Source organism: Shinella sp. G-2, assembly GCF_050172695.1.
Lineage (GTDB): Bacteria > Pseudomonadota > Alphaproteobacteria > Rhizobiales > Rhizobiaceae > Shinella.
Map to the genome: position 1 here is coordinate 239,496 of NZ_JBBEYH010000006.1, position 25,212 is coordinate 264,707.

At 65.1% G+C, this 25,212-nt stretch carries 22 protein-coding genes; 14 read left to right on the forward strand and 8 right to left on the reverse strand.

The window, feature by feature from the left end:
• Window positions 1–47: 47 nt before the first annotated feature.
• The 9 genes from V8U06_RS13445 to V8U06_RS13485 all read left to right on the forward strand — a co-directional run bounded on the left by V8U06_RS13445 (window position 48) and on the right by V8U06_RS13485 (window position 11,687).
• A complete protein-coding gene (locus tag V8U06_RS13445) occupies window positions 48–2,966 on the forward strand; it encodes a monovalent cation/H+ antiporter subunit A (RefSeq protein ID WP_427141068.1) in 2,919 nt (972 codons plus the stop codon).
• A complete protein-coding gene (locus V8U06_RS13450) occupies window positions 2,966–3,304 on the forward strand; it encodes a Na+/H+ antiporter subunit C (RefSeq protein WP_226921917.1) in 339 nt (112 codons plus the stop codon). The genes V8U06_RS13445 and V8U06_RS13450 overlap by 1 nt, the downstream gene beginning before the upstream one ends.
• Entirely contained in the window at window positions 3,301–4,938 is a 1,638-nt protein-coding gene (locus V8U06_RS13455; RefSeq protein ID WP_427141069.1) for a monovalent cation/H+ antiporter subunit D, read from the forward strand. Before V8U06_RS13450 ends, V8U06_RS13455 begins: the two co-directional genes overlap by 4 nt.
• A 1-nt stretch (window position 4,939) precedes the next feature.
• Window positions 4,940–5,416 carry a Na+/H+ antiporter subunit E gene (locus V8U06_RS13460; protein ID WP_226921919.1) on the forward strand — a complete coding sequence of 159 codons (477 nt, stop codon included), beginning with the start codon at window positions 4,940–4,942 and terminating at the stop codon, window positions 5,414–5,416.
• Window positions 5,413–5,694, forward strand: a complete 282-nt coding sequence (locus tag V8U06_RS13465) for a K+/H+ antiporter subunit F (protein WP_226921920.1) — start codon at window positions 5,413–5,415, stop codon at window positions 5,692–5,694. Before V8U06_RS13460 ends, V8U06_RS13465 begins: the two co-directional genes overlap by 4 nt.
• Window positions 5,691–6,089 carry a monovalent cation/H(+) antiporter subunit G gene (gene mnhG / locus V8U06_RS13470; RefSeq protein WP_427141070.1) on the forward strand — a complete coding sequence of 133 codons (399 nt, stop codon included), beginning with the start codon at window positions 5,691–5,693 and terminating at the stop codon, window positions 6,087–6,089. The genes V8U06_RS13465 and mnhG overlap by 4 nt, the downstream gene beginning before the upstream one ends.
• Window positions 6,090–6,335: 246 nt before the next feature.
• Window positions 6,336–9,023 carry a DNA translocase FtsK gene (locus V8U06_RS13475; protein ID WP_427141071.1) on the forward strand — a complete coding sequence of 896 codons (2,688 nt, stop codon included), beginning with the start codon at window positions 6,336–6,338 and terminating at the stop codon, window positions 9,021–9,023.
• Window positions 9,024–9,267: 244 nt separating this feature from the next.
• Window positions 9,268–10,311 (forward strand): class II fructose-bisphosphate aldolase, encoded by a 1,044-nt coding sequence (fba, locus tag V8U06_RS13480; RefSeq protein ID WP_427141072.1) that lies wholly within the window; start codon window positions 9,268–9,270, stop codon window positions 10,309–10,311.
• A gap of 230 nt (window positions 10,312–10,541) precedes the next feature.
• Entirely contained in the window at window positions 10,542–11,687 is a 1,146-nt protein-coding gene (locus V8U06_RS13485) for an alpha-hydroxy acid oxidase (protein WP_427141073.1), read from the forward strand.
• A 72-nt stretch (window positions 11,688–11,759) separates the two neighbouring features.
• On the opposite strand, the gene V8U06_RS13490 is transcribed toward V8U06_RS13485, so the two are convergent.
• Complete coding sequence (locus V8U06_RS13490) at window positions 11,760–12,617, reverse strand: LysR substrate-binding domain-containing protein (RefSeq protein WP_427141074.1); 858 nt, start codon at window positions 12,615–12,617, stop codon at window positions 11,760–11,762.
• Between the two features lie 96 nt (window positions 12,618–12,713).
• On the opposite strand from V8U06_RS13490, the gene V8U06_RS13495 reads away from it, so the two are divergent.
• Entirely contained in the window at window positions 12,714–13,610 is an 897-nt protein-coding gene (locus V8U06_RS13495) for a DMT family transporter (RefSeq protein ID WP_427141075.1), read from the forward strand.
• Between the two features lie 54 nt (window positions 13,611–13,664).
• Here V8U06_RS13495 and V8U06_RS13500 read toward each other — a convergent pair whose 3' ends face one another.
• The 3 genes from V8U06_RS13500 to V8U06_RS13510 form a co-directional block, all read right to left on the reverse strand.
• Window positions 13,665–15,053: a glutamine synthetase family protein gene (locus tag V8U06_RS13500; RefSeq protein ID WP_427141076.1), complete on the reverse strand. Its 1,389-nt coding sequence runs from the start codon at window positions 15,051–15,053 to the stop codon at window positions 13,665–13,667.
• The gene (locus tag V8U06_RS13505; protein WP_427141077.1) at window positions 15,050–16,423 is read right to left on the reverse strand and encodes a transaminase; all 1,374 of its coding nucleotides are present in this window, start codon (window positions 16,421–16,423) and stop codon (window positions 15,050–15,052) included. Before V8U06_RS13505 ends, V8U06_RS13500 begins: the two co-directional genes overlap by 4 nt.
• A 75-nt stretch (window positions 16,424–16,498) precedes the next feature.
• Entirely contained in the window at window positions 16,499–17,548 is a 1,050-nt protein-coding gene (locus V8U06_RS13510) for a helix-turn-helix domain-containing protein (protein WP_427141078.1), read from the reverse strand.
• A gap of 262 nt (window positions 17,549–17,810) precedes the next feature.
• On the opposite strand from V8U06_RS13510, the gene V8U06_RS13515 reads away from it, so the two are divergent.
• Complete coding sequence (locus V8U06_RS13515; protein WP_427141079.1) at window positions 17,811–18,701, forward strand: hypothetical protein; 891 nt, start codon at window positions 17,811–17,813, stop codon at window positions 18,699–18,701.
• On the opposite strand, the gene V8U06_RS13520 is transcribed toward V8U06_RS13515, so the two are convergent.
• Together V8U06_RS13520 and V8U06_RS13525 are read right to left on the reverse strand one after the other, a co-directional pair.
• The gene (locus V8U06_RS13520) at window positions 18,698–19,105 is read right to left on the reverse strand and encodes a DUF3307 domain-containing protein (protein WP_427141080.1); all 408 of its coding nucleotides are present in this window, start codon (window positions 19,103–19,105) and stop codon (window positions 18,698–18,700) included. The genes V8U06_RS13515 and V8U06_RS13520 overlap by 4 nt on opposite strands.
• Window positions 19,106–19,130: 25 nt before the next feature.
• On the reverse strand, window positions 19,131–20,372 hold the full coding sequence (locus V8U06_RS13525) for an AGE family epimerase/isomerase (RefSeq protein ID WP_427141081.1): 1,242 nt from the start codon (window positions 20,370–20,372) through the stop codon (window positions 19,131–19,133).
• Window positions 20,373–20,745: 373 nt separating this feature from the next.
• Here V8U06_RS13525 and V8U06_RS13530 point away from each other — a divergent pair, with 373 nt between their 5' ends.
• The 3 genes from V8U06_RS13530 to V8U06_RS13540 all read left to right on the forward strand — a co-directional run bounded on the left by V8U06_RS13530 (window position 20,746) and on the right by V8U06_RS13540 (window position 24,170).
• Window positions 20,746–20,907 carry a hypothetical protein gene (locus tag V8U06_RS13530; RefSeq protein ID WP_427141082.1) on the forward strand — a complete coding sequence of 54 codons (162 nt, stop codon included), beginning with the start codon at window positions 20,746–20,748 and terminating at the stop codon, window positions 20,905–20,907.
• A 169-nt stretch (window positions 20,908–21,076) separates the two neighbouring features.
• On the forward strand, window positions 21,077–22,660 hold the full coding sequence (locus V8U06_RS13535; RefSeq protein WP_427141083.1) for a Na+/H+ antiporter: 1,584 nt from the start codon (window positions 21,077–21,079) through the stop codon (window positions 22,658–22,660).
• A gap of 139 nt (window positions 22,661–22,799) precedes the next feature.
• Window positions 22,800–24,170, forward strand: a complete 1,371-nt coding sequence (locus V8U06_RS13540) for a DUF4214 domain-containing protein (protein ID WP_427141084.1) — start codon at window positions 22,800–22,802, stop codon at window positions 24,168–24,170.
• On the opposite strand, the gene V8U06_RS13545 is transcribed toward V8U06_RS13540, so the two are convergent.
• The gene (locus V8U06_RS13545) at window positions 24,171–24,986 is read right to left on the reverse strand and encodes a PIG-L family deacetylase (RefSeq protein WP_427141085.1); all 816 of its coding nucleotides are present in this window, start codon (window positions 24,984–24,986) and stop codon (window positions 24,171–24,173) included. It abuts the gene before it with no gap.
• Window positions 24,983–25,212, reverse strand: a 230-nt coding sequence (locus V8U06_RS13550) for a hypothetical protein (protein WP_427141086.1), incomplete at its 5' end; no start/stop codon positions are given. The genes V8U06_RS13550 and V8U06_RS13545, both read right to left, overlap by 4 nt.

A 25,212-nucleotide genomic window follows, 5' to 3' on the forward strand; every position in this document is an offset into this window, starting at 1 on the left:
TGCCGGCTTGTGAGAAGCTCTGACGTTCAAAAGCGATCGATCGAACGATGACAGGTGAAACTATACTGGTGCTGCTGGTCTGCCTTCCCTTTGCGGGAAGCCTTGCCGCGACGCTGTTGCTGCGGACGGATTCCCGCGTCCTTGCGGCGCGGATGGCCGGGGGCGTCGCCCTGGCCGGCCTGGTGCTGACGGCGATGCTCTATCCGGCCGTGCGTAATGGCGGCAAGGTCCGGCTCGACATCGAATGGTTGCCCCAGCTCGGATTGAACGTCACCCTGCGCATGGACGGCTTCGCCTGGCTCTTCGCCATGCTCGTCACGGGCATCGGCTGCCTCGTCGTGCTCTATGCCCGCTACTACATGTCGGAAGAGGATCCGGTTCCACGCTTCTTCTCGTTCCTGCTCGCCTTCATGGGCTCGATGCTCGGCATCGTGCTGTCGGGCAACGTCATCCTGCTCTCGGTGTTCTGGGAGCTGACCAGCATCTTCTCCTTCCTGCTGATCAGCTACTGGCACCACAACGCGGCCGCCCGTGACGGCGCGCGCATGGCGCTGACGATCACCGGCATCGGGGGGTTCTGCCTCCTGGCAGGCCTGCTCGTGCTCGGCCATATCGTCGGCAGCTACGACCTCGACGTGGTGCTGGCGGCCGGCGACAAGATCAAGGCGCATCCGCTCTATCTGACGGCGCTGGTGCTCATCCTCATCGGCGCCCTGACGAAGAGCGCGCAGGTGCCGTTCCATTTCTGGCTGCCGAACGCCATGGCCGCGCCGACGCCGGTCTCGGCCTATCTCCACTCCGCCACCATGGTGAAGGCGGGCGTCTTCCTGCTGGTGCGGCTGTGGCCCGCGCTGTCGGGCACCTATGAATGGTTCATGCTGGTCGGCATCGCGGGCATCAGCACGCTGCTCCTCGGCGCTTACTTCGCCATGTTCCAGCAGGATCTGAAGGGCCTGCTTGCCTATTCGACGATCAGCCATCTCGGCCTCATCACCACGCTGCTCAGCCTTGGCAGTCCGGTCGCAGCCGTCGCCGCGATCTTCCACATGATGAACCACGCGACCTTCAAGGCCTCGCTCTTCATGGCCGCCGGCATCATCGACCATGAGACGGGCACGCGCGACATGCGGCGCTTGAGCGGTCTTCTCAAATACCTGCCGATAACCGGCACGCTCGCGATGGTGGCGAGCGCCGCCATGGCCGGCGTGCCGCTGCTCAACGGCTTCCTGTCCAAGGAGATGTTCTTCGCCGAAGCGGTGGAGACCCACGCCGATTCCGTTCTCGACCGCATCCTGCCCTATGTGGCGACGCTCGCCGGCGCCTTCTCCGTGGCCTATTCCATCCGCTTCATCCACATGGTCTTCTTCGGCCCCGAGCCGACCGACCTGCCGAAGCCCAAGCCGCACGAGCCGCCGCACTGGATGCGCTTCCCCATCGAGTTCCTCGTGCTCGCCTGCCTCGTCGTCGGCATCATCCCGAGCCTCTCCATCGGCCCCTTCCTGCACTCGGCGGTCGTCTCCGTGCTGGGTGAGCGCACGCCGGACTACAGCCTCGCCATCTGGCACGGCATCAACACGCCGCTCATCATGAGCGTGATCGCGCTTATCGGCGGCGCCGCGCTCTATGCGTTGCTGAAGGACTATCTCGCCAAATGCGACGACGGCCCGCCGCTCTTCCGCCACCTGGCCGGCCAGCGCATCTTCGAGCGCGTACTGGTCACGGTGTCCTGGAAATGGGCGCGCTGGATGGAAAGCAATCTCGGCACCCGCCACCTCCAGCCGCAGTTGCGCCTCGTCGCGGCGGCCGGGCTGCTCGCCGGCGTGCTGCCGCTCTATATCGCCGGCTTCTCGCCCAAGGCCCTCGATTTCGTCGGTTTCGATCCGATCTTCGCGGCCGTCTGGTGCATCGGCGCGTTCTGCGCGCTCGGCGCGGCCTATCAGGCGAAGTATCACCGCCTTGCCGCGCTCGTGCTGCTCGGCGGCGCAGGCATCACCACCTGCATCACCTTCGTCTGGCTCTCGGCACCGGACCTTGCCATCACGCAGCTCGTCGTGGAAGTCGTCACCACCGTGCTCCTGCTGCTTGGCCTCCGCTGGCTGCCGAAACGCTCCGAGAAGGTCGACAACGCCGTTTCGCTCGCCGCGCGCAGCCGCCGCTTCCGGGACTTCCTGCTCGCGCTCGCCTGCGGCTTCGGGATGTTCCTCTTCTCCTACGCCATCATGAAGCAGCCCGTGCCGGACGCCATCGCCAGCTACTTCCTCGAAAAAGCCTATACCGAGGGCGGCGGACGCAACGTGGTCAACGTCATCCTCGTCGATTTCCGCGGCTTCGACACGATGGGCGAGATCGCTGTTCTTGCCATCGTGGCGCTGACGGTCTTCGCGCTGCTGCGCCGCTTCCGTCCCGCGCCAGACAGCATCGAGAAGCCCGAGCAGCAGCGTCTCCAGGCCGCCTTCGACGCGGAGCGTCCCGAGCGCTCGGCCGGCGACACGGTGCGCGACTACCTGCTGGTGCCGTCGGTCATCATGCAGTGGATGTTCCCGGTCGTCATCACCTTCGCCATCTACCTGTTCCTGCGCGGGCATGATCTGCCGGGCGGCGGCTTTGCCGGCGGCATCACCATGGCCATCGCCTTCCTGCTGCAATATCTTGCCGGCGGCGTGCGCTGGGCGGAGGACCGCATCCGCATCCTGCCGCTGCGCTGGATGGGCTTCGGCCTGCTGATGGCGGTTGCGACGGGCATCGGCGCCTGGTTCTTCGGCTATCCGTTCCTGACGACCCACTCGCAATACATACAGGTGCCCTTCATCGGCAAGGTGCCGGCGGCGACGGCGCTCCTCTTCGATCTCGGCGTCTTCTCGCTCGTCGTCGGCGCGACCGTGCTCATCCTCATCGCACTCGCCCACCAATCCATTCGCATGCACCGTGTCCGCAGCGTCGAAACGCCCAAGGCGGAGGAAGCCTGATGGAACTCGTTCTCGCAATCGGCATCGGCATCATGACCGGATCGGGCGTCTGGCTCATCCTGCGCCCGCGCACCTATCAGGTCATCATCGGCCTTTCGCTCCTGTCCTATGCCGTCAATCTCTTCATCTTCGGCGTCGGCGGCGTGAAATCCAATGCCGCGCCCCTCCTCGAGGAGGGCGTTCCCATCTCGTCCATGACCGATCCCGTGCCCCATGCGCTGGTGCTCACCGCCATCGTCATCGGCTTCGCCACGACGGCGCTGTTCCTCGTCGTGCTGCTCGCGGCGCGCGGCCTCACCGGCACGGACCATGTCGACGGCAGGGAGCAGCCCAAATGAGCGGCTGGCAGCAACATCTCATCATCGCGCCCATCATCATCCCGCTCGTCGCGGGCGCGCTGCTTCTCTTCTTCGACGAGCGCCAGCGCGTCGTCAAAGCCATGGTCAGCGTCGTCTCGTGCCTCGCGCTCGCCGCCGTCGCCATCAGCCTGTTCCGGCTGGCGAGCAGCGAGGCCGGCAGCTTCGAGGGCGTCTATCTTCTCGGCAACTGGCCGGCGCCCTTCGGCATCGTGCTGGTGGTGGACCGGCTGTCGGCGCTGATGCTGGTGCTGGCCTCGATCCTCTCCATCCCGACGCTCGTCTATGCGCTTGCCCGCTGGCACACCGCCGGCGCGCATTTCCATTCGCTCTTCCAGTTCCTGCTGATGGGTCTCAACGGCGCATTCCTCACGGGCGACCTCTTCAATCTCTTCGTCTTCTTCGAAGTGATGCTGGCGGCGTCCTACGGCCTGCTGATGCACGGCTCCGGCTCCATGCGCGTCAAGGCGGGCCTGCACTATATCGCCGTCAACCTGGCCGCCGCGCTCTGCTTCCTCATCGGCGTCAGCGCCATCTATGGCTCGGCCGGCACGCTCAACATGGCCGACCTTGCCGTGCGCATCGGCGAGATCGAAGGCGAACGGCGCATGCTGCTGGAGGCGGGGGCCGGCATTCTCGGCGTCGTCTTCCTCATCAAGGCCGGCATGTGGCCGCTGAACTTCTGGCTGCCGGGCGCCTACAGCGCCGCGACCGCCCCGGTCGCCGCCATCTTCGCCATCATGAGCAAGGTCGGCATCTATGTCATCCTGCGCCTGTCGCTGCTCGTCTTCGGGCAGGGCGCATCGGCCGGCCTCGGCCTCAACGTGCTGCTCTATGGCGGCATGGCCACCGTCGCCTTCGGCACGATCGGCGTGCTCGCCTCGCAGGCGCTCGGCCGGCTCGCGAGCTATTCGGTGCTCGTCTCCTCCGGCACGCTGCTGGCCGTGCTCGGCCTCAGCAACGGCGAGGTCACGGCGGGCGCGCTCTTCTACATGGTCAGTTCCACGCTGACGATCGCCGCCTTCTTCCTGCTTATCGAACTCGTCGAACGCGGCCAGGATGCCGGCGCCTCGGTTCTCGCCGTCACCATGGAAGCCTATGGCGATGCCGACGACGAAGATCAGGAGGTCGAGGTCGGCGTCACCATGCCGGGAACCATCGCCGTGCTCGGCACCTGCTTTGCCGCCTGCGGCATCCTGCTTTCCGGTCTTCCGCCGCTCTCCGGCTTCGTCGCGAAGTTCGCCATGCTGTCGGGCATGATCGGCACGAATGTCCAGGGCGAGGGACCGATCCCGGCCTCCGTCTGGTGGATCGTCGCCCTCCTCATCCTCTCCGGCCTTGCCGCGCTCATCTCCATGACGCGGGCCGGCATCCGCACCTTCTGGGCCTCGATGGAAGGCACCGTGCCGCGCGTGCTCGTCATGGAAATGGCGCCGGTCATGCTGCTGATCGCGCTGACCCTGGCGCTGACGATCAAGGCGGGGCCTGCCATGAGCTACATGGAGGAGACCGTGCGCACCCTGCAGCAGCCCGCGAGCTATATCGACGCGGTGGTCAATGCCCGCCGCGCGGGCGTTGCGGAGCCGGGCGGCCCGGATGGCGGGGGAGGGATCTGACATGCTGCCCTATCCGCTGCTCAGCGCCTCGCTCGTCCTTACCTGGCTCGCCCTCAACGGCTTCACGCTCGGTCACCTCATTCTCGGCTGCATCGTCTCAGTCTTCGCGTCCTGGGGCATGGCCTCGCTGCGGCCCGCAAAGCCGCGCCTGCCGAAATGGTACCTGTTGCCCAAGCTTCTCGGCATCGTGCTCTACGATATCGTGCGCTCGAACATCGCCGTCGCCTCGATCCTCCTGACGGGGCGCAGGGGCCGCTTCAAATCGGGCTTCATGACGGTACCGCTCGATCTCGAGGATCCGACGGCGCTGGCGGTGCTCTCCGTCATCATCACGAGCACGCCCGGCACCGCCTGGCTCGAATACAATTCCCTGAACCGCACGGTGCTCATCCATGCGCTCGACCTCGTCGACGAGGAGGCCTGGCGGGTGCTGATCAAGACGCGCTACGAGGCGCTGCTGATGGAGATCTTCGAATGAGCCACACGATCCTTGTCTGGTCCGTCAATTTCGCCCAGGTCTGCCTCGTGGCCGCCATGGCGCTCGCGGCGCTGCGCATGTCACGCGGCCCGCGCGCCCAGGATAGGGTTCTGGCGCTCGACACGCTCTATCTCAATTCCATGCTGCTCTTGATGGTGTTCGGCATCCGCACCGGCAAGGTCATCTATTTCGAGGCCTCGCTGGTCATCGGCATGCTCGGCTTCGTCGCCACCGTGGCCCTCGCCAAATTCCTGATGCGCGGGGAGGTGATCGAATGAGCACGATCGAACATGCCGGCGACCTGCCGGCCTGGGCCGCCCTTGTCGTTTCCTTCTTTCTCGTCGTCGGCGCCGGCCTTGCCCTGATCGGCACCATCGGCTTTGCCCGCCTGCCGACCTTCTACGAGCGCATCCACGCGCCGACGCTCGGCACGAGTTGGGGCACAGGCGGCATCGTCATGGCCTCGATGATCTTCTTCACGGTGCTGGCCACGCGGCCCGTCGTGCACGAGATTCTCATCGGCATCTTCGTGACGGTGACGACGCCGGTCACGCTGATGCTGCTCGCCCGTGCCGCGCTCCACCGCGACCGGGCGGAAGGCAATCCGGACGTGCCGCCCGCAGCCGCCGAAGAGCCGGAGGCAGGCGAGGGCCAGCCCACCGCCGGAGTCTGATTCCATCTTCGAACGCTCCTCCGGCCAGCGCCTTTGGACAGGACGGAGAGGGCCCGATCGCAAAAGATTTTTTCCGATCCCGGGCGGGCCGATTTCGCCCGCTGGAGCGCCGGTTTCGCTCTCTGTAACGACGTTCTGGAACGGGATTTCAGAAAGGAATCTGGTCCCGTCCAAAGACATTGTTAACCTTCATTTCCTAACCATCTACGCATCCCTATCGGCAATGATCGTCGAGATTTCAGGTTCATGCGTATTTCTAGAACAAACTTCTATCCCATCCTCGAAACCGAAGGGGAAAACGACGAGCAGTCGTCGTACTACTCCTATGAAAACAGCGCCTTGCCGGAGGTTACCCCGGAGGCGGAGGAATGGCATGCCGTCCATGAGCCGGTCGCCAACGACGAAGACTACCGGCCGCGCTTCCGTTCGCCGGCGCTGAGGAGCTACGATCCCGGCCAATATGCCGACGGCAGCTGGGAAAGCCATTTCTACATGGCCCCGAATGTCCGCTTCACGCGCACGCCCGACAAGGTCGCCGCCAAGATCGAAGAGGCGGCCGCAATCGAGGTGCAGGGCGTAGCGCCTGTTACCGAGGAGCGCGTTGCTCCGGTAGAACAGCCCGCCGTCACCCGTCAGCCCGAAGCGCAACCCGAGCAGCTCACGCAGGCCCAGCTGCTGCAGCGCCTGCGTGATGCGCTGGACGATCGTCGCCAGCGCGTCGAGCAGCAGCCGGCCCCAGCGCCGGCGGAACCGGCACCCCGCTTCGTCCAGGCCGTCGTCACCGCCGCGACGAGCGGCGCCGCCACCGACGTCGTCTACAAGCCCACCGTTCCGCTGCAGCCCTTCATGGCGCGGGCGCCCCTCGTCGCGCCCCCGGCCGCAAGGCCGGACGTGCGCGCCGCGATCGACCGCTTCGCCCATCTCTCCGACCACGCCTTCTTCGAAACGCTGGCGCCCGAAGACGCCGCAAGCGACGAGCCGATCCGTCCGGCCGTGACCGTGGTCCGCATGCCGCTGCCGACGCCGGCCCCCGTTCCGACGCCCGTTGCCATTGCCATGCCGGCACCGGTTGAGCAGAAGCGCGAGGAACCGTCCTCCGTCGCCGCGCTCTTCCGCGTCGTCGAATGCCGTCCGGCCACGACCACACGCGCGGCGTTCGTCGCACCTGTCGCCACGCTTCCCGCCGTAAAAGCCGAACCGGTCGTCATCGAAGCGGCTGCCGTCCCCGTCGTCGTTCCCGCGGCCGTCGAGCTCAAGCCGGCCCCGGTCGTCGCCATCACGCCGGCCGCCGTCATCGAACCCGTCCGCGAAACGCCCTCGTCGGTGCTGTCGCGCGCCCGGCCGTTCCAGGTCACGCTTGCGACGCCCGCCGGCGATACCTACGAATATCCGCCGCGTGAACTCCTGCAGGAACCGCCGCGCACCGTCGGCTTCGTGCTGACGCAGGAGCAGCTGGAACAGAATGCCGGCCTTCTCGAAAGCGTGCTGGAAGACTTCGGCGTGCGCGGCGAGATCATCCATGTCCGCCCCGGTCCGGTCGTCACCCTCTACGAATTCGAGCCGGCGCCGGGCGTCAAATCCTCGCGCGTCATCGGTCTTGCCGACGACATCGCCCGCTCCATGTCGGCCCTGTCGGCGCGTGTCGCCGTGGTGCCCGGCCGTAACGTCATCGGCATCGAACTGCCCAACGCCACCCGCGAGACGGTCTATTTCCGTGAAATGATCGACTCCCCGGACTTCGCCAAGACCGGTTTCAAGCTGCCGATCTGCCTCGGCAAGACCATCGGCGGGGAACCCGTCATCGCGGAACTCGCGAAGATGCCGCACCTGCTCGTCGCCGGCACCACCGGCTCGGGCAAGTCGGTCGCCATCAACACCATGATCCTGTCGCTGCTCTACCGGTTCCGCCCGGAAGAATGCCGCCTGATCATGGTCGATCCCAAGATGCTGGAACTGTCGATCTATGACGGTATTCCGCATCTGCTGACCCCCGTCGTCACCGATCCCAAGAAGGCCGTCATGGCGCTGAAATGGGCGGTGCGCGAGATGGAGGACCGCTACCGGAAAATGTCCCGCCTCGGCGTGCGCAACATCGACGGCTACAACAACCGCGTCGCCGCCGCGCGCGACAAGGGCGAGACGATCACGATCAGCGTCCAGACCGGCTTCGACAAGGGGACCGGCGAGGCGATCAACGAGGAGCAGGAACTCTCCCTCGATCCGATGCCCTATATCGTCGTCATCGTCGACGAGATGGCCGACCTGATGATGGTCGCCGGCAAAGAGATCGAAGGCGCGATCCAGCGGCTCGCCCAGATGGCGCGCGCCGCCGGCATCCACCTGATCATGGCGACGCAGCGTCCTTCGGTCGACGTCATCACCGGCACGATCAAGGCGAACTTCCCGACGCGCATCTCCTTCCAGGTGACGTCGAAGATCGACAGCCGCACCATCCTCGGCGAACAGGGGGCCGAACAGCTCCTCGGCCAGGGCGACATGCTGCACATGGCCGGCGGCGGGCGCATTTCCCGCGTCCATGGCCCGTTCGTTTCCGACGAGGAAGTCGAAAAGGTCGTCCTCCATCTCAAGGCACAGGGCCGTCCGGAATATCTGGAGACGGTCACGGCCGACGAGGAGGAAGAAGAGGAAGAGAAGCCGGCAACCGGCGGCGCGGTGTTCGACAAGGGCGACATCGCGGCCGAGGACGGCGACGACCTCTACGAAAAGGCCGTCAAGGTCGTCATGCGTGACCGCAAGTGCTCGACCTCCTACATCCAGCGTCGCCTTGCCGTCGGTTACAACCGGGCCGCGTCCCTTGTCGAGCGCATGGAAAAGGAAGGTCTCGTCGGTCCGGCCAACCATGTCGGCAAGCGCGAAATCATCACCGGCGAGCGCGCGAGCATGCCGCCGCCGGAAGCCGACGACGCGGAATAAGTCTTATCCCCGACCGTTGAGAACGGTCGGGGATTTGTCCTATTTATTTGAACCGACATGGATTTTTGCCATCCGGCCCGCCTTCGCGGGCCGGATTTTGCCTCTTTCCACGAGAAATTTATTTCCTCCGCTCCATTTAATCGATTTGGCTCCCGATGGGGTCTTTCAGGCCTGTTGCATATGGTGGGCGATGCGTGAATAGTGCCGCCAACCCCGTCATAAAGGCATCCGAAGGAGGATAGGAATGGCATTGATCACCATGCGGCAGTTGCTCGACCACGCAGCGGAGAACGACTACGCACTGCCCGCGTTCAACGTTAACAACCTGGAGTATGTCCAGGCGGTCATGCGCGCGGCGGATGCCACGGACTCCCCGGTGATCCTGCAGGCAAGCCGCGGTGCGCGTTCCTATGCCGGCGATGCGTTCCTGCGCCACCTCATCCTCGGCGCTGCCGAGGAATATCCGCATATCCCGGTCTGCCTGCATCTCGACCACGGCGACCAGCCCTCGACCTGCATCTCGGCCATCACCAACGGCTTCACCTCCGTCATGATGGATGGCTCGCTGCTCGCCGACGGCAAGACCGTCGCCAGCTATGAGTACAATGTCGACGTGACGGCGGAAGTTGTGAAGATCGCCCATGCGGCCGGCGTTTCGGTCGAAGGCGAACTTGGATGTCTCGGCAACCTCGAAACCGGCGCCGGCGACAAGGAAGACGGCCACGGCTTCGAGGGCAAGCTTTCCCGCGAGGAACTGCTGACCGACCCGGACCAGGCGCTCGACTTCGTCTCCAAGACCGGCGTCGACGCGCTCGCGGTCGCCATCGGCACCAGCCATGGCGCCTACAAGTTCACCCGTGCGCCTGACGGCGACATCCTGTCGATCGAGACCATCGCCAAGATCAACAAGAAGCTGCCGAACACCCACCTCGTCATGCACGGCTCGTCCTCGGTTCCGCAGGGCCTGCAGGACCTCTTCACCACCTATGGCGGCGAGATGAAGCAGACCTGGGGCGTTCCGGTCGCCGAAATCCAGAAGGCGATCCCGCTGGGCGTGCGCAAGGTCAATATCGACACGGACCTGCGTCTCGCCATGACCGGCACGATCCGCAAGAACTTCAAGGAAAAGCCGGACAATTTCGATCCGCGCACCTATCTGAAGCCGGCGACCGCGCTGATGACCGAAGTCTGCAAGGAGCGCTTCGAGGCCTTCCGCACCGCCGGCAAGGCATCGAGCATCCGCGTCAAGCGCCTGCCCGACATGGCGAAGTTCTACACCACCAAGTAACACGCGCGATCTCGCATCGTTCGACGCCCTTCCGGCTCTGCCGGGAGGGCGTTTTTGTCTGCCCCGGCGACCGCTGCTTCCCGGAGCAGGACGGTGTAATTTTATTGATAAATAGGCCATTCACGACGGATTGTGCAGCCGGTCCCCTTGCCGCCCACCCATCCTCCTCATAAAGATTGCCCACCCCCTATGGAATGTCGCGGCTGCGGCCCGACCGGTGCGAGGACATGATGAGCGTAGAGCAGGCCCTGACGATCGCAGACCTCAAGGAACAGGCCCGCCGCCGCGTGCCGAAGATGTTCTTCGACTATGCCGATTCCGGCGCCTGGACCGAAGGCACCTACCGCGCCAACGAGGAAGACTTCCACAAGATCAAGCTGCGCCAGCGCGTGCTTGTCGACATGACCAACCGCTCGCTCGCCAGCGAGATGATCGGCGAGAAAGTGTCCATGCCCGTCGCGCTGTCGCCGACGGGCCTGACCGGCATGCAGCATGCCGACGGCGAAATGCTCGCCGCCCAGGCGGCCGAGGAAGCCGGCGTACCCTTCACGCTGTCCACCATGAGCATCTGCTCCATCGAAGATGTGCGCTCGGTGACGACGAAACCCTTCTGGTTCCAGCTCTATGTGATGCAGGACCGGGACTTCGTTCTCAATCTGATCGACCGCGCCAAGACCGCCGGCTGCTCGGCGCTGGTGCTGACACTCGACCTGCAAATCCTCGGCCAGCGCCACAAGGATGTCCGCAACGGCCTCTCCGCCCCGCCGCGCTTCACGCCGAAGCACGTGTGGCAGATGGCGACGCGGCCCTTCTGGTGCCTCGACATGCTCGGCACCAAGCGCCGCACCTTCGGCAATATCGTCGGCCACGCCAAGAGCGTCACGGACCTTTCCTCGCTCTCCGCCTGGACCACCGAACAGTTCGACCCGCAACTGTCATGGAAGGACATCCAGTGGATCCGCGACCGCTGGGGCGGCAAGCTCATCCTCAAGGGCATCCTCGACGAGGAAGATGCACGCATGTCGCTGGACAGCGGCGCGGACGCCATCATTGTCTCCAACCATGGCGGCCGCCAGCTCGATGGCGCGGCCTCCTCGATCAGCATGCTGCCGCGCATCGTCGATGCGGTCGGCGACCGGATGGAAGTCCATCTCGACGGCGGCATCCGCTCCGGTCAGGATGTGCTGAAGGCGCTCTGCTACGGCGCCAAGGGCACCTATATCGGCCGCCCCTTCCTCTACGGCCTCGGCGCCGGCGGCAAGGCCGGCGTGCGCCGCACGCTGGAGATCATCCGGAAGGAACTCGACGTCACCCTCGCGCTCTGCGGCGAACGCGATGTGAAGAACCTCTCGCGCAACAATCTGCTTCGGGATTGAGACGGGACCGGCAAGGCGTTGCCCCGCGTTGATCCACACCGGATCAGCGCGTTCTCCGCTACATATCGGATCTTACGAGCCTTGCCGAAGGGCGCGGCGCAGGAAATCCGTCAGACGGTCGACGGCGCTTCCCGTTGAAGCGGGATTTCGCAAGATGCCGATTTCCAGCTCCCGAAGCCGCGGCAAGCCCTCATTGTCGCCGATAACGCGCAAGGAAGGCGGAACACTGCAAAGGGCAAGGCCCGCGACGGCGAGGCCTGCCTGCACGACCGCGGTGAGACCGAACAGGCTGGCGCTCGAATACATGCATCGATAGGCACGCCCATCGACGGCGAGCGCGTCGAGGACATTTGCTCGCGCTGCGCATCCGGCCTCGAACAATGCGATTGGAAGCGGGTCATCCTGCCATACGGCATGAGACGGCGCGGTGACCCAGACGAAGGGCTCCCGGCGCAGGATTTCGACGGGCTGGTTGGGGAGACGAGTGACGATCGCAAGATCAATCCGCCGCTCTTCGATTGCCCTGGACAGCGAGGCCGAAGGTTCGCAGACCAGCTCGATCGTCACCAACGGATAGTCGGCCGCAAAGCGCTCCAGCACGGGCGGCAACAGGAAAGCGGCATAGTCGTCGGGGACACCAAGCCGAACACATCCGACCTCCTCGGGCTGTGCGATGCTCGCCCAGGCCTCGTCCGACATTTTCAGGAGCCGGCGGGCATGAAGCAGAAGCTCCGCACCAACGGCATTCAAGGTGACGGCCTTCGAGCCCCGGATCAACAGGCGCTTGCCCACGGCCTGTTCCAGCCGTTGCATCTGCATGCTGACAGCCGACTGGCTGCGTCCGATCCGGGGCGCGGCGTTGGAAAAACTCCCCGTCTCGGCAACGGCGACAAATGTCTTCAGAAGGTCAAGATCAAGCGGTGCAGTCATGCTATCAGCATAACGAATAGCCGATCGCAAATCTATTCGTTTGATTGGTGGCAAATGCACGGGCAGTTTCTCCCCGACCCAAGAAGGAGTTGCCCCATGAGAGAAACGTCGCTGATCCGATTTCCTGCCGGCCGCTTGGCTTTGGCGATGGCGATTGTCGGCACCGTGGGCGCATTCGCCACCGAAGCCGGTCTCGATCCCATAACGACCGTGTTCTGGCGTTGCGTGTTCGGAACCCTCTTCCTCGGGGCATGGTGCCTGTTGCGCGGCCACCTGCCGGACCGCGGCCTTTCGCCGGCGCGCCTTGGTCTGGCGGCCCTCGGCGGGGTTTGCATGGTCTTGAGCTGGACGGGTTTCTTTGCCGGCTTCGCCATGACCTCGATCGCGACCACCACGATCGTCTATCACATCCAGCCCTTCTTCGTCGTTTTGATCGGCGTGACGGTCTTGAAGGAGCGTATCACGCTTGACCAGATCGTATGGATGATCGCCGCCTTTGTCGGGGTTGCCCTTGCCAGCGGCCTGGTCCTGTCATCAAGGCCCGTCACCACGACGTGGGTATTCGGGATCGCACTGACGCTTGGGGCCGCGCTGCTCTATGCAGTTGCGACCATCCTCGCAAAAGGGCTCGGCGCGCAACGACCGGAAATCACGACGCTGTGCCAGACGATCGTCGGTGTCGTGCTGCTGGCGCCCTTCGCCGATCTTTCGCGCTCGGTGCCCCTGGCGTCCTGGGGCTGGCTCGCTGGGATCGGTGTCCTGCATACGGGCGTCGCCTATGTCCTGATGTATGCGGCCTATCCCCGCCTGACGACCCCGCTTATCGGCGTATTGACCTTCATCTACCCCCTGGTGGCAATTCTCATCGACTGGTTTTTCTACGGCCACCCGCTTGGACTGGTGCAGTCCACCGGCATGATCCTGATCGCTTTCGGAACTTTGGGCGTACGCCTTGGCTGGCAGCTGCCACGCCGTAGAGTTTCACCGGCCTGATGCATTCACCTTACCAGACAGGCGGCCCCGGCGTGGAAGGAAACGGTCTGAGCCTCAGACCACTTCCCCGTAGAGCACGCGCTCCAGCGCGGTCACCTCGCTCGCAAAGCGCCTGTATTCGGCGCGTTTGAGCGCGAGGAACACGTGATGCAGGCGTTCGCCGAGGGCTTCCTTCAGGAAGGTCGAGCGGCTGGCCGTTTCGATGGCGCTGCGCCAGTCCGGCGGCAGGTCGTCGCCTGCCGTATCGGCATAGGCGGTCGTTTCCGGTCCCGGGTCTGCCTTGGCGAGGATACCCTTGCGCATGCCGGCCAGCACGGTCGCGCCGACGAGATAGGGATTGGAATCGATACCGGCGGCGCGCTGTTCGAGATGGCGGCCGGCGGGCGCGCCGGCCGGGATGCGAACGGCGACGCTGCGGTTGTTGGTGCCCCAGGTCGGCGTGGTCGGCGCATAGCTCTGGGCGGAAAAACGCCGCCAGGAATTGAGATGCGGGGCGAAGACGAGCATGGCGTCCTGCATCGTCTCGAGCAGGCCCGCCACCGCCTGCTTCAGGAGCGGCGTCAGCGCGTCGTCGCGGTCGGCGAAGAGGTTGTTGCCATTGGCGTCGGCAAGGCTTGCATGGACATGCATGCCGGAGCCGGCGCGGCCGGCAAAGGGTTTTGCCATGAAGCAGGCCATCATGCCGTGGCGCACAGCGAGGGCGCGCAGCAGCCGCTTCAGCATGGCAAGGTCGTCCGCTGCGCGCAGGGCGCTGCCATGGCGCAACGTCAGCTCGAACTGGCCCTGGGCATATTCGGAGATCATCGTCTCGACGGGCAGGCCCTGGGCCTCGGCACCGCGATAGACGGCGTCGATGAAGGGCTCCAGCCTGTCAAGCTCGGTGACCCCATAGACCTGGATCCCGTTCGGCCGTTCGCCCGACAGCGGCAGTCGCAGCGGCTGGAACTCGCCGCCCTCCGCCCGTTCCCGGTCGAGCAAATAGAACTCCAGTTCATAGGCAAGCACCGGACGGAAGCCATCGGCCTCCAGCAACTGCACCTGCCGCGCAAGTGCATGGCGCGGATCGGCCGCCATCGGCGTGCCGTCGAGTTCGAAGAGTGCTAGCCGCAGTTCGCCGCGTGGCGGCGAGGTCCAGGGCAGGGGCACCAGCGAACCGGCGACCGGCCAGGCCCGCCGGTCCGCATCGCCGTCCGACCAGACGAGGCCGGTTTCCTCCACATCCTCACCCGTCACGTCGAGACCGAGAATGGAGCCGGGCAGGTGCCGGCCGGAACGGAAGATCGGCAGCAACTCATGCCGCCGGATGATCTTGCCGCGGGCGATGCCGTTGAGGTCGATGAGCACGAGATCGAAGGCGGTGATCTCGGGATGGGCCGCAAGGAACGCTTCCGCTTCGGCAATGTCGGCGGCTTGCGGCGGCCGGATGGCGAGGTCGCGGCTCACGCGGCGGCCCTCCGTTCGGCAAGGCGGCCGGTGACGGTGGTAAAGGCGGCAACGAGGCCGTCGGCCTGCGCTTCGGAAAGGGCAGGGCTGACCAGCACCATATTGTGGAAGGGCGTCAGCAGATAACCGAGATTGAGCATGGACAGGTGCAGCGCAGCCTCGATGGTGTCGGAGGCGACGGCGCGCGCCTCGGCGGCATTGCGCACCGGTACGGGTGAGAAGACGACCTCAAGCCGGGCGCCGACGCGCGAGACGGTCCAGTCGAGGCCGGCGGCGGCGATCGCGGCCGTAAAGCCCGCCTCGATGCGATCGGCTCGGGCCTGCATGGTGTGATAGGCCTCCTCGGTCATTACCCGCTCCAGGCAGGCACGCAGGCAGGCAAGCTGCAGCGCGCTGCCGGAAAGGGTCGTGCCGATCCCGGAATGGCCATGGCCGCTCCGCTCGCGCCGGATGACGTGCAATTTATCGGAGATTTCCTGCGTCATGCCCCAGACGCTGACGGGAACGCCGCCGCCGATGGGCTTGCCCATCACCATCAGGTCAGGGCCGAGGCCGTACACCTTCGTATAGCCGCCGAGGCCGGTGGAGATGGTGTGCGTCTCGTCGATGAGCAGCAGCGTGCCGGCAGCGCGGGTGAGGCGCCGGAGCGCGGCGTGGAAGCCCGGGGCAGGCGGGATCATGCCGCAATTGGTCATGACCGGCTCGGCCAGCACGCAGGCGATGTCATGCGCGGCCAGCGCCTTTTCCAGCGCCGCCTCGTCATTGAAAGGAATGGAGACCGTCAGTTCGCCGAGGTCGCGGACCTGGCCGAGCAGGTTGCGGCGCGACACCGTCTTTCCGTCGACGAGGTCCACCAGCGTGTCGTCCACCGCGCCATGGTAGCAGCCGTCGAAGACCAGCAGCTTGGCGCGGCCTGTGACGGCGCGGGCGACGCGGATCGCAAAGCGGTTGGCGTCACTGGCGGTCGCGCCGAGCTGCCAGCGGGGCAGGCCGAAGCATTGCACCAGCAGCCGGCCGACGGCCTCGGCATCCGAGGAGGGCAGCATGGTGGTGAGGCCGCGCGTGGCGGCGTTCTTCAGGGCTTCGATAACCGGGGCAGGGCCATGGCCGAACATCGCGCCGGTATCGCCGAGGCAGACATCGACGATGCGGTTGCCGTCGAGATCGACGAGATCGACGCCGCTCGCCTGATCGACGACGAGCGGGAAAGGCGTCGGCCAATCGAGCATCCAGTGCTGCGGCACGCCATCGAAGAAACCCGAGGCCGCTTCGTCATGCGCCGCCGCGCAGCGCGGCCGCCGCGCCCGAAAAATCTCCGCTTCCGCCTCGATGAGCGCGCGGGCGCGCGCTTCCAGGTTCGCCCTTTCCATCCCGTTCTCCAGCAGGCCCATAAAATGTGATCACATACTGGTTGATGTGATTTCAAGTGTCAAACGGCAAGATGATCAGAGCGATGCGACGACGCGCAGCCAGTCGTGCACGGAGGCCGCGGCCTGTTTCTCTGCAACACCGAGGGTGAGGGGATGGCGGGCGTCGACATCGCGCGCCTCGCTCGGGCGCAGACCGAACTGGTGACGGAAGGCGCGGGAGAAGGCAGAGATATCGGCGAAGCCACAGGCATAGGCGACCTCACCGACGGTGCGCCTGCCGTCTCCTGCCAGCATGTCGAAGGCGGCGCGCAGACGCCGGCTGCGAATATGATCGGTCACGCCGCCGATGGGCTCGAAGAGCCTGTAGAGCGAGGCGCGCGAAAGGCCGAACATCTTGCAGAGGTGATCCGGGCCGAGATCGGGCAAGGCAAGGTTCTGCTCGATGTAGCGGCGGATTTCCATGATGACGGCGCCACGCACCGTGGGGGCTGGCTGGCTGCGCATGGCAAGCTGCGGGGCAACCAGATTGGCGACGAGGTTGGCCGTGGCCGTGACGATGGCCGGCGCCTCCGCCTGGGTGATATCGGGCAAGTCCTCGAAAAGCGCCCGCAGATGACTGCCGATCAACCGACCCGTGCTGGTCGTTCGCTTGAGGACAAGGCCATGCAGCGCGTCGTTCTGCGCCTCGTTGCCGAACAGCAGGTGGCGCGGCAGCACGAGCGTGAGATTGCGGCAATGGGTCGTTTCGGCATGCATGGTGCGTGACAGGTCGAAGAGCGAGACGTCGCCCGCCTCCACCGCCAGCGTCTCGCCGTTCAGCGTGCGCAGGTCGCCGCCATCGAGCGTGAGCTGCACGAAAATGAGATCGAGGCCGCTGCGGGCAATGCGGCCGCGGTCGCGGGAGAAGGCATAGGCGGTGCCCTGCATATCCGCGACGAAGAACAGAGCCGGCCCCATCAGATAGGTGGAAAGGTCCGCCCGGAAATCGGCAAGGCGCTCCGGCGTCTCCATCGTCGTGCGGAAGACCGGGTCCAGCGTCTCGGAAAACAGCCGGCTCTTGCGACGGCAATCCGTGCCGGCTTCGGCAAGAACGGAGTGGGAGGGCAGCTTGTCGGCGGGGCTCATGGCGGCTCACGTCGGTTGGCGGAGGGTGTCGATCCCTATCAAGCAGGGATACGGGCGAAGGTTCCCGGAAATTCGTGGCCGTACCATCTTGGCACGGCGTCTCATTCTTTTGGCCTCCCGTCTCATATTGTCTAGCGGAACCAACGATACAATTGACAGTTTAACCGGGGTGCAACCCCATGGAAAATAATGGGTCAATTCTGGCCGGAAGGCCAAGGCGGCGTGCCGGTGGGCACGTCCAGGCAAGGGTGGGAGGCAAGGCATGGATCAGCTTTCGTTCGATGACGGCGCGGTGGCCTTTCAGGTGCCGCCTTTCGCCTTCCTGGCGTCCCCGGTCTTTGCCGAAGCCCGGAACAGGCTGATCGACGGCAAGCTCGCCCTTTACGACGGCAACCACCTCTTCAACCGGCTGATCCTGGAGGAGGGGCGTTTCCTCTGTTATCTCGCCGCCCTCTCGCTCCATGCCGCACAGGACATGACACGGCCCTCCAGCTGGCTGACCCTTGGCCGCCTTCAACGGGAAGTCACGGAACTGGGCGTTGCCAGTCGCAACCGTGTCGAGGCACAGGTCTCGTGCCTGCGCAAATATGGTTTTCTGACGCAACAGCCGCATGCGTCCGACCGCCGTGTGCGGCTGCTGGTACCGAGCACGCCGCTTCTGGCGCGCGACGCCGGCGTGCTCGGCCTCTGCCTCGACGGTCTGTCGACCTTCGGCCTGTCACCGACCGAAGCGCGCGCCGGCCTGCCGGACGACAGGCTCTTCCGCGCCATGCGCCGGGCGACGCTGCCGCGCCTGCCGGGGCTGAGCCGGCTCATCCGCCGGCATCTGCCGCTTGCTCCGTTCTTCGCCCATGACTGCGGCTACATGATCCTGCTGCTCCTGCTGCGCCGCGCGCGGGAGAGCGGGCAGGGGCCGCTGGTCACGGGATACCAGCGCCTTGCAACGAGTACGGGCGTTTCGCGCACCCATGTCCGGCGTATCGTCGAGGCCGCGCGGGACGCCGGCCTCCTGACGACGGAAGCGCGCGGCGGCCACGACATCCGGCTGACGCCACTGATGTGGCATGCCGCGGACCGGTGGTTCGCGGATCAGTTCGCCCTGACCGATCTTCTGCTGCGCGAGGCGCTGGCTTCCGAAGACAACCCGGCCTAAACGGCCGAGCCCGCAGCCGCCAGCAGCACCGCCAGGCCGAGATGGGTGAGGTGATGCAGCGTCTGGTCCGCGCCGAAGAGCCACCAGAAACCCGTCTGGCGCGGCGTTACCTGCAAGTGCCGGTTAGCGATGCTTTTGAGGCGGTCGAGAATGCCGTGCACGACGGCATCGGCCAGGCCCAGCCAGGCAAGCGGCGGAGAGACGGCAAGAAAGAGGGCTGCTGTCAACGCGCCATGCACGCCGGCATGGGCGGCAAGGGGCGGCAACCAGCCCCGTGGCCGCTCCTTTCCCGCCGCCATCCAATCCGTCTGGAGCAGGAAATCCGCCAGGAAATGTTTTGCGAGGAACGCCGCCGAGGCGGCGGCGATCCACAGGGTAGAAATCTGCTCCGGTATGTCGATCATTCCGCGCCCGCGATGGTGGGCGGCGTCAGTGGCCGCCGGCCTCGATGATACCCTTGGTCAGGCTGCCCGTCGCCGGATAAAGCGGGATCAGGCAGGCCTGAAGCGCATGATAGATGTCGCCCTTGCCGGCGAACAGGGTGTAGCTCGGAACAAGGTCCTCGCTCAGTTCCTCATGCCAGCCGCCCTTGTCGCGGTCGAGGAAATGCCGGGCGATCGTGTCCCAGATCTTGCGATACCAGGTTTCGTGGAAATCGCTCGGCAGGTGCTCGCACAGGAATGCCGCAGCGCCCGCGCCCTCGGCCATCGGCCACCAGAACTTGTAGCGTTTGGCCGGTTCGTCGTCCCAGTCGAGCGTGTAGAAGAAGCCGCCCTTTTCCTTGTCCCAGCCGAGCGCGATGGACTGCGCGAAGAGCGCTTTCGCCGCGTCCGGCATCCAGGCATGCTTGCGACCGCCGAGAGCGTAGAGCTGGAGCACGAGACGTGCCCATTCCAGCCAATGGCCCGGGGTCGTGCCGGAGGGGCGGAACATCTCGTTGCCGCGATATTCCTTGTCCAGAACCCAGTTCTCGTCGAAATGCTCCGGCACGCGGAAACCGTTTTCGCCGGAGCGGCGGCGAATGACCAGATCGGCAATGCTTTCGGCCTTGTCGAGATAGGCCTTCTCGCCCGTAGCCTCGAAGGCGGCCATCAACGCTTCGGTCAGGTGCATGTTGGAGTTCTGGCCACGATAGCCCGGAACCGCGGTCCAGTCCGCTTCGAATTCCTCGGCGATCGCGCCATGCGCGCTTTCCCAGAAGCGCGTTTCAAGGACGTCCGTGACATCGGCGATCATGCGATCGGCATCCGGATGACCGGCGACCTTGGCGCTCGAGGCGGCCAGCAGCACGAAGGCATGGCCGTAGCCCTGCTTGCTCGCATCCAGCAGGCCGGAATTGTCGAGCGACCAGTGATAGCCGCCGCGCTCGTGATCGCGGTGCTTTTCCCAAAGATACTTCATGCCGTGGTCGACGATATCGTCGGAGCCGGGGCGCCCGAGCAGGCTGCCGATGGCAAAGCAATGCACCATGCGGGCCGTCGAGTGAATGCCACGAACCGGATTGCCGGGATTGATCGGCCGCCCCTCGACATCGAGTTCATGGAAGCCGCCAAGCGGGTTGAAGGCCGGGTTCTGGAAGAAATCGAACAGGCGGTTCGCTTCCCGCCAGAGCCATTGCCGGTGGTAGTCGCGCTTGCTCCAAGCCGTGCCGAGATGTCCCGTTGCGCCCATGATGCGTTCTCCTTTTTGATCGGTCCGCATTGTCGTATCCGATGTCGAAGCTTGCCGAAGCGCGGACAAAGGGTTCCGTGACGTGGGGGCACGCACGGCCGCAACGCGCAATGACGGGTGGCCTCGACAGGTGGGGGCCGATTTATGGCCCAGAAAGCCGGAGGCCGCAACCCGCACGCCGGTCGCCGGAAATGCCCGGCTCACCCGGGCAGAAGGCATCCGGAACGCGAATTTACGATTGCGGCGAAAATGAGAAAAAATACCCTACCAATCTTATAGGGATAATATATAAATCATCGTGGAGACAGGCGGACTATGACAATCCGCCCCGGAGAAGGCCGGTTCACGGCCTCCCGAACAAGGACTGATGGCGATGAGCAATGCGAAACTCGACGGTCGTTCCCCTTATGGCGCTTTCGGCCCGGTCAGCCTGCGCCGGACCCGCCGCGCAGAACGGCAGTTCCTCGTGAGCAACATCGCCATTGCCGGCGCCTTCCTCTTCGTCAGCGCAGTCATCTTCGGCCTCGTCGGCTGACATTCCCAAGTTCCATAACAAACCTTATGCCATTTCACGATGTGCATTCCCGGCCACCCCTCTTTCGGTAGGCCGCTGAAAAATCCCGGGCATGCCGCCCGATGAATTGCCTTTCCGCAAAATCCCCCTGTAAAAAAGCCTATCGTCATCAGCGGTGAGGACCGGACGGATGGAGCCGACGCATTTGTTCGAGCTGGTGGTCGGGATGTTCCTGGCGATCATCGCCCTCCATTATGCCGCCCATCGACTGGGCCTGCCGCCGTCCGTGGCCTTGCTCACCGGTGGCGCCGCGCTGGCCTTCCTGCCGGGACTGCCGGCGATCGAGGTCGATCCGGCGCTCGTGCTCGTCATCTTCCTGCCGCCGCTTCTGCTGGACGGCGCCTGGACCATCGCCATCGGCCGGCTGCGCCGTCACATGATCGGCATCGCCTCGCTCGCCATCGGCGCCGTGTTCTTCACCGCCGCCGTCGTCGCGGTGGTCACGCATCTTCTGTTCCCGTCCCTTCCCTGGGCAGCTTGCGCGGCGCTCGGCGCCATCGTCTCGCCGCCCGATGCGGTTTCGGCCCGCGCCGTGCTGCAGCGGGTGCGCCTGCCGCGTCGCCTGCAAATCCTGCTCGAAGGCGAAAGCTTGCTCAACGATGCCAGCGGCCTCGTGCTCTTCCGCTTCGCCATCGCGGCCGGCGTCACCGGCGCCTTCAGCATGAGCGAGGCGGTCGGCAGCTTCTTCCTGCTCTCGCTCGGCGGGGCGCTCGTCGGTGCCGCCGTCGGCATGGCCTGGGTGCTGCTGGTGCGGCGTCTGGGCGATGAATACCTCATCATCGCCGCCACCGCGCTCCTCTCCTGGACCTCCTATCTCCTCGGCGAGTTCCTGCATGTTTCCGGCGTCATCGCCACCGTCACCACCGGCCTCATCGCCAGCTGGAACCAGCACACCATCCTTTCGGCCGCAACGCGCATGCGCGGCACCTCCTTCTGGACCGTCATCGTGTTTCTCATGGAGGCGATGGTCTTCATCCTCATCGGGCTGTCGCTGCGCGGCGTCGTGGAACGCGGCGGCGGTTTCGACGTCGTCGCCACCACCATGGGCGGGCCGATCCTGGTCATCCTTCTTGCCCTGACGCTCGCCCGTTTCGCCTGGGTATTCGGTTCGGATCTCGTCATCCATCTTGCCAATGCGCTCGGCATCCGCCGCTATACGCCGGTCGGCGCCCGCAGCGCCGCGGTGCTTTCCTGGGCGGGCGTGCGCGGGGTGGTGACACTCGCCCTCGCCCTTTCTGTGCCGGAAGGGTTCCCCGGCCGCGACTTCATCCTCGTCACGTCCTTCGCCATCATCCTCGGCACGGTGCTCATCCAGGGGACGACGCTCGGCCGGGTGATCGCCTGGGCAGGGCTCAGCGAGCCGCCCTCGGAGAAGGCCCGGATTTCCATGAGCGAAGCGGAAGCCTCCATGGCGCAGGCGCAACTGATCGTCGTACAAAGCGGGGCCTATGATGGCGAAGGCACCCTCATCCACCCGCAATTGCTGGACAAGTACCAGCGCCGGGCCGTCGCCATTGTCGATTATGCCGCGCGCACCGAGCACTATCAGCCGATGCTGCAGGCGCATTTCGATCTGGTGCTGGAGGCCGTCGCGGCCGGCCGCAGCGAACTCATCCGCCTCCACCGCGCCGGCGACATCGATGACGAGACGCTGCACGAGCTGGAACGGGACCTCGACCTGGAGGAATTGAGCGCAATTGCGGCCAAGGCCTGAACGGACGGATTAACCGCTTTTGCCGAAAAGCCGGCACGGCGTTTTCGCCGGGCTTTCCATCATGCTAGGGTCCGGCATTGGCAGGCGCAGGAGGTTGCAGGTGCGAGCGGATGCGTGGCGCAGAAGGGCCGGCAGAACGATGGCGGGTCTCGGCTTCGCCGCGGCCCTCCTGCTGGCGCTTCCGGCGCTGGCGCTTACCTGGGGCGTCAACGGCCATCCGATCAATTCCTATCCAGGCATTTCCCTCGCTGCGCAACTCGCTCTCCTGAAGGACCTCGGCGCCCGCTCCTACCGCGTCGACATTTCCAGCGTGGATGCCGGCGACAAGCTGGCCGAACTCGTCGCGGAGGCAAAGGCGCGCGGCATCACCATCCTTCCGGTCATCACGCCCGCCGTCGATCTCAAGACCATGGACGAGGCCACGCTCCATGCTGTGGCGCGCGAGATGGCGCTGGCGCTCGGCACGCGCTTCAAGGACGATATCCGTGTCTGGGAGCTCGGCAACGAACTGGAGAATTTCGCCATCATCCAGCCCTGCGAGCGCCGGGACGACGGCACGATCTATCCCTGCGAATGGGGTGCCGCCGGTGGCGTCGGCGCACTGGACTATTACGGGCCGCGCTGGGCGAAGGTGAGCGCGGTGCTGCGCGGACTTTCCGACGGCATGACCGCCGCCGACCCCACCATCCGCAAGGCAATGGGGACCGCCGGCTGGGGGCATACCGGCGCATTCGAGCGCATGCAGGCCGATGGCATCCAGTGGGACATTTCCGTCTGGCACATGTACGGCGAGGATCCCGAATGGGCCTTCAAGCTGCTGGCCGCCCATGGCCGGCCCATCTGGGTGACGGAATTCAACCATCCCTTCGGCAGCCAGAAAAGCGCGACGGAACAGGCGGACGGTCTCGTGCGCTGGATGACGCGCCTGCGCGAACTTGCCGTTCCCTACCGGATCGAGGTGGCGCATCTCTACGAGCTTCTCGACGAGACCTACTGGGCGCCCGATTTCGAGGCCTATATGGGGCTCGCCGAACTCGAGGGCAGCACAGCGAAAGGCTGGCGGATCGGCAAGCCGAAGCCCGCCTATGCGGCGGTTCAACGGGAAATGCGCGATGAGGGCTTGACCGGCTGCGACACCGAGGACCTGCGCAAGGTCGCCGATGCCGCCTTCCGCAAGGCGAGCCTCGGCTATTGCCTCGTGCTCGGCCGGCCGGCGGGTCTTTTCGAGGCCGAGGGCTGGGTTCGCAAGCTGGAGAACGGCGCCAGCGAAGCGGAGATGACCGAAGGCCTGCTCGCCTCGCAGGAGTTTCGCCAGAAACATGCCGTCGCCGATCTGGACGACCGCGCCTATATCGACCTCCTCTACCAACGGCTGCTCGGCCGTCCGGCGGATGGTGCGGGACTGGAAGGCTATCTGGCCGACCTGAACGCCGGCCGCGCGACACGGGCGACCATCGCCAGGGCGCTCGTCCAATCGGACGAATTCACGGCGCGCGGCACCATACGATAGTTACGCCTGTTTCCGTCGGGAGAGCCGATAAGCGAACGCCCGCAACCGCTGCTTCACGCCGCGCAGGGCGCGACGCCAGATCGGCCGCTGGCCATCGAGCCACAGCACATTGACCGGCAGCGATACCATGGTCCGCTCGTCGCTGCGCAGCGGCGCTGCCGGGTCGTGCACTTCATAGAAACACTCTCGGTCGGGCCATTGATAGGCATCTTCCCAGGTCCAGATGCCGTTGGCCTGATATTGCCGCTTCAGCGCGTCGCCGAGCACCTTGTCGGTCGGCAACATGGCGAAGGCCGGGCCGAGGCGCGGCGTGCATTTTTCCATGAAGCGCAGCACGCGATCGCTGACATAGCCCGTCACGAACAGACGGAAATTCCGTCGCTGCCTCACGTCGGCAACGGCCCGATGGACCTGCACATGTTCCTCATGGCCATATTCGCCCCAGGGATTGTGCGTGACGACAATGTCGCCCTCCTCCAGATGCGCCTCCAGCGCCTCGCGCAGAAGATGGAACCGCTTGGCATAGGCGTCCCCGTTGCGGCTGACCTCTATGCCATAGGCGGTTTCAACGGGATGCGCCCAGTTCGCCGAAAGGTGGACATCGGACTCGGCGACATCGAGGCTCACCACCGTTTCAAGCGGGAACTCCTTCAGCAGCGCGCGTCGGCCCGCGCCGACCGCCGGATAGCCCGGGCTCTCGCCGTAGCAAAGGATGATCTTTCGCGCGACGGCCAGGAGCGAGCTGGCCCAGAGGATCTCGTCGTCGGGATGGGCAACGACGATGACGCAATTTCTGAATTCATCCAAAGTCATCATGAAACGGTCTCGCACGGCAAAATATAAACGCCGCGGCGAAAGCTCGCCTCGGCCGGCCATGCCAAGAAGGAAGACAGCAAAAGTTTAAGAAAGTTGACCGCGACGGTCGTGAAAATCTTATAGCGGCTCCCCTGCCCGGCTTTAACCACCCCTTCTCGCGTCAATTTTGTTATTGTTTCATTAAGCCTGTTGTATCGATTGGGGTGTTGTTTTCCCGAAATCGATC

Coding starts and splice junctions, on each gene's coding strand:
- V8U06_RS13450 (WP_226921917.1), top strand. CDS start 2,966: ATGGAACTCGTTCTCGCAATCGGCATCGGCATCATGACCGGATCGGGC.
- V8U06_RS13535 (WP_427141083.1), top strand. CDS start 21,077: ATGGAGCCGACGCATTTGTTCGAGCTGGTGGTCGGGATGTTCCTGGCG.
- V8U06_RS13525 (WP_427141081.1), bottom strand. CDS start 20,372: ATGGGCGCAACGGGACATCTCGGCACGGCTTGGAGCAAGCGCGACTAC.
- V8U06_RS13445 (WP_427141068.1), top strand. CDS start 48: ATGACAGGTGAAACTATACTGGTGCTGCTGGTCTGCCTTCCCTTTGCG.
- V8U06_RS13515 (WP_427141079.1), top strand. CDS start 17,811: ATGGATCAGCTTTCGTTCGATGACGGCGCGGTGGCCTTTCAGGTGCCG.
- V8U06_RS13530 (WP_427141082.1), top strand. CDS start 20,746: ATGAGCAATGCGAAACTCGACGGTCGTTCCCCTTATGGCGCTTTCGGC.
- V8U06_RS13475 (WP_427141071.1), top strand. CDS start 6,336: ATGCGTATTTCTAGAACAAACTTCTATCCCATCCTCGAAACCGAAGGG.
- V8U06_RS13510 (WP_427141078.1), bottom strand. CDS start 17,548: ATGAGCCCCGCCGACAAGCTGCCCTCCCACTCCGTTCTTGCCGAAGCC.
- mnhG (WP_427141070.1), top strand. CDS start 5,691: ATGAGCACGATCGAACATGCCGGCGACCTGCCGGCCTGGGCCGCCCTT.
- V8U06_RS13545 (WP_427141085.1), bottom strand. CDS start 24,986: ATGATGACTTTGGATGAATTCAGAAATTGCGTCATCGTCGTTGCCCAT.
- V8U06_RS13505 (WP_427141077.1), bottom strand. CDS start 16,423: ATGGAAAGGGCGAACCTGGAAGCGCGCGCCCGCGCGCTCATCGAGGCG.
- V8U06_RS13540 (WP_427141084.1), top strand. CDS start 22,800: ATGGCGGGTCTCGGCTTCGCCGCGGCCCTCCTGCTGGCGCTTCCGGCG.
- V8U06_RS13460 (WP_226921919.1), top strand. CDS start 4,940: ATGCTGCCCTATCCGCTGCTCAGCGCCTCGCTCGTCCTTACCTGGCTC.
- V8U06_RS13520 (WP_427141080.1), bottom strand. CDS start 19,105: ATGATCGACATACCGGAGCAGATTTCTACCCTGTGGATCGCCGCCGCC.
- V8U06_RS13495 (WP_427141075.1), top strand. CDS start 12,714: ATGAGAGAAACGTCGCTGATCCGATTTCCTGCCGGCCGCTTGGCTTTG.
- V8U06_RS13485 (WP_427141073.1), top strand. CDS start 10,542: ATGAGCGTAGAGCAGGCCCTGACGATCGCAGACCTCAAGGAACAGGCC.
- V8U06_RS13455 (WP_427141069.1), top strand. CDS start 3,301: ATGAGCGGCTGGCAGCAACATCTCATCATCGCGCCCATCATCATCCCG.
- V8U06_RS13490 (WP_427141074.1), bottom strand. CDS start 12,617: ATGACTGCACCGCTTGATCTTGACCTTCTGAAGACATTTGTCGCCGTT.
- fba (WP_427141072.1), top strand. CDS start 9,268: ATGGCATTGATCACCATGCGGCAGTTGCTCGACCACGCAGCGGAGAAC.
- V8U06_RS13465 (WP_226921920.1), top strand. CDS start 5,413: ATGAGCCACACGATCCTTGTCTGGTCCGTCAATTTCGCCCAGGTCTGC.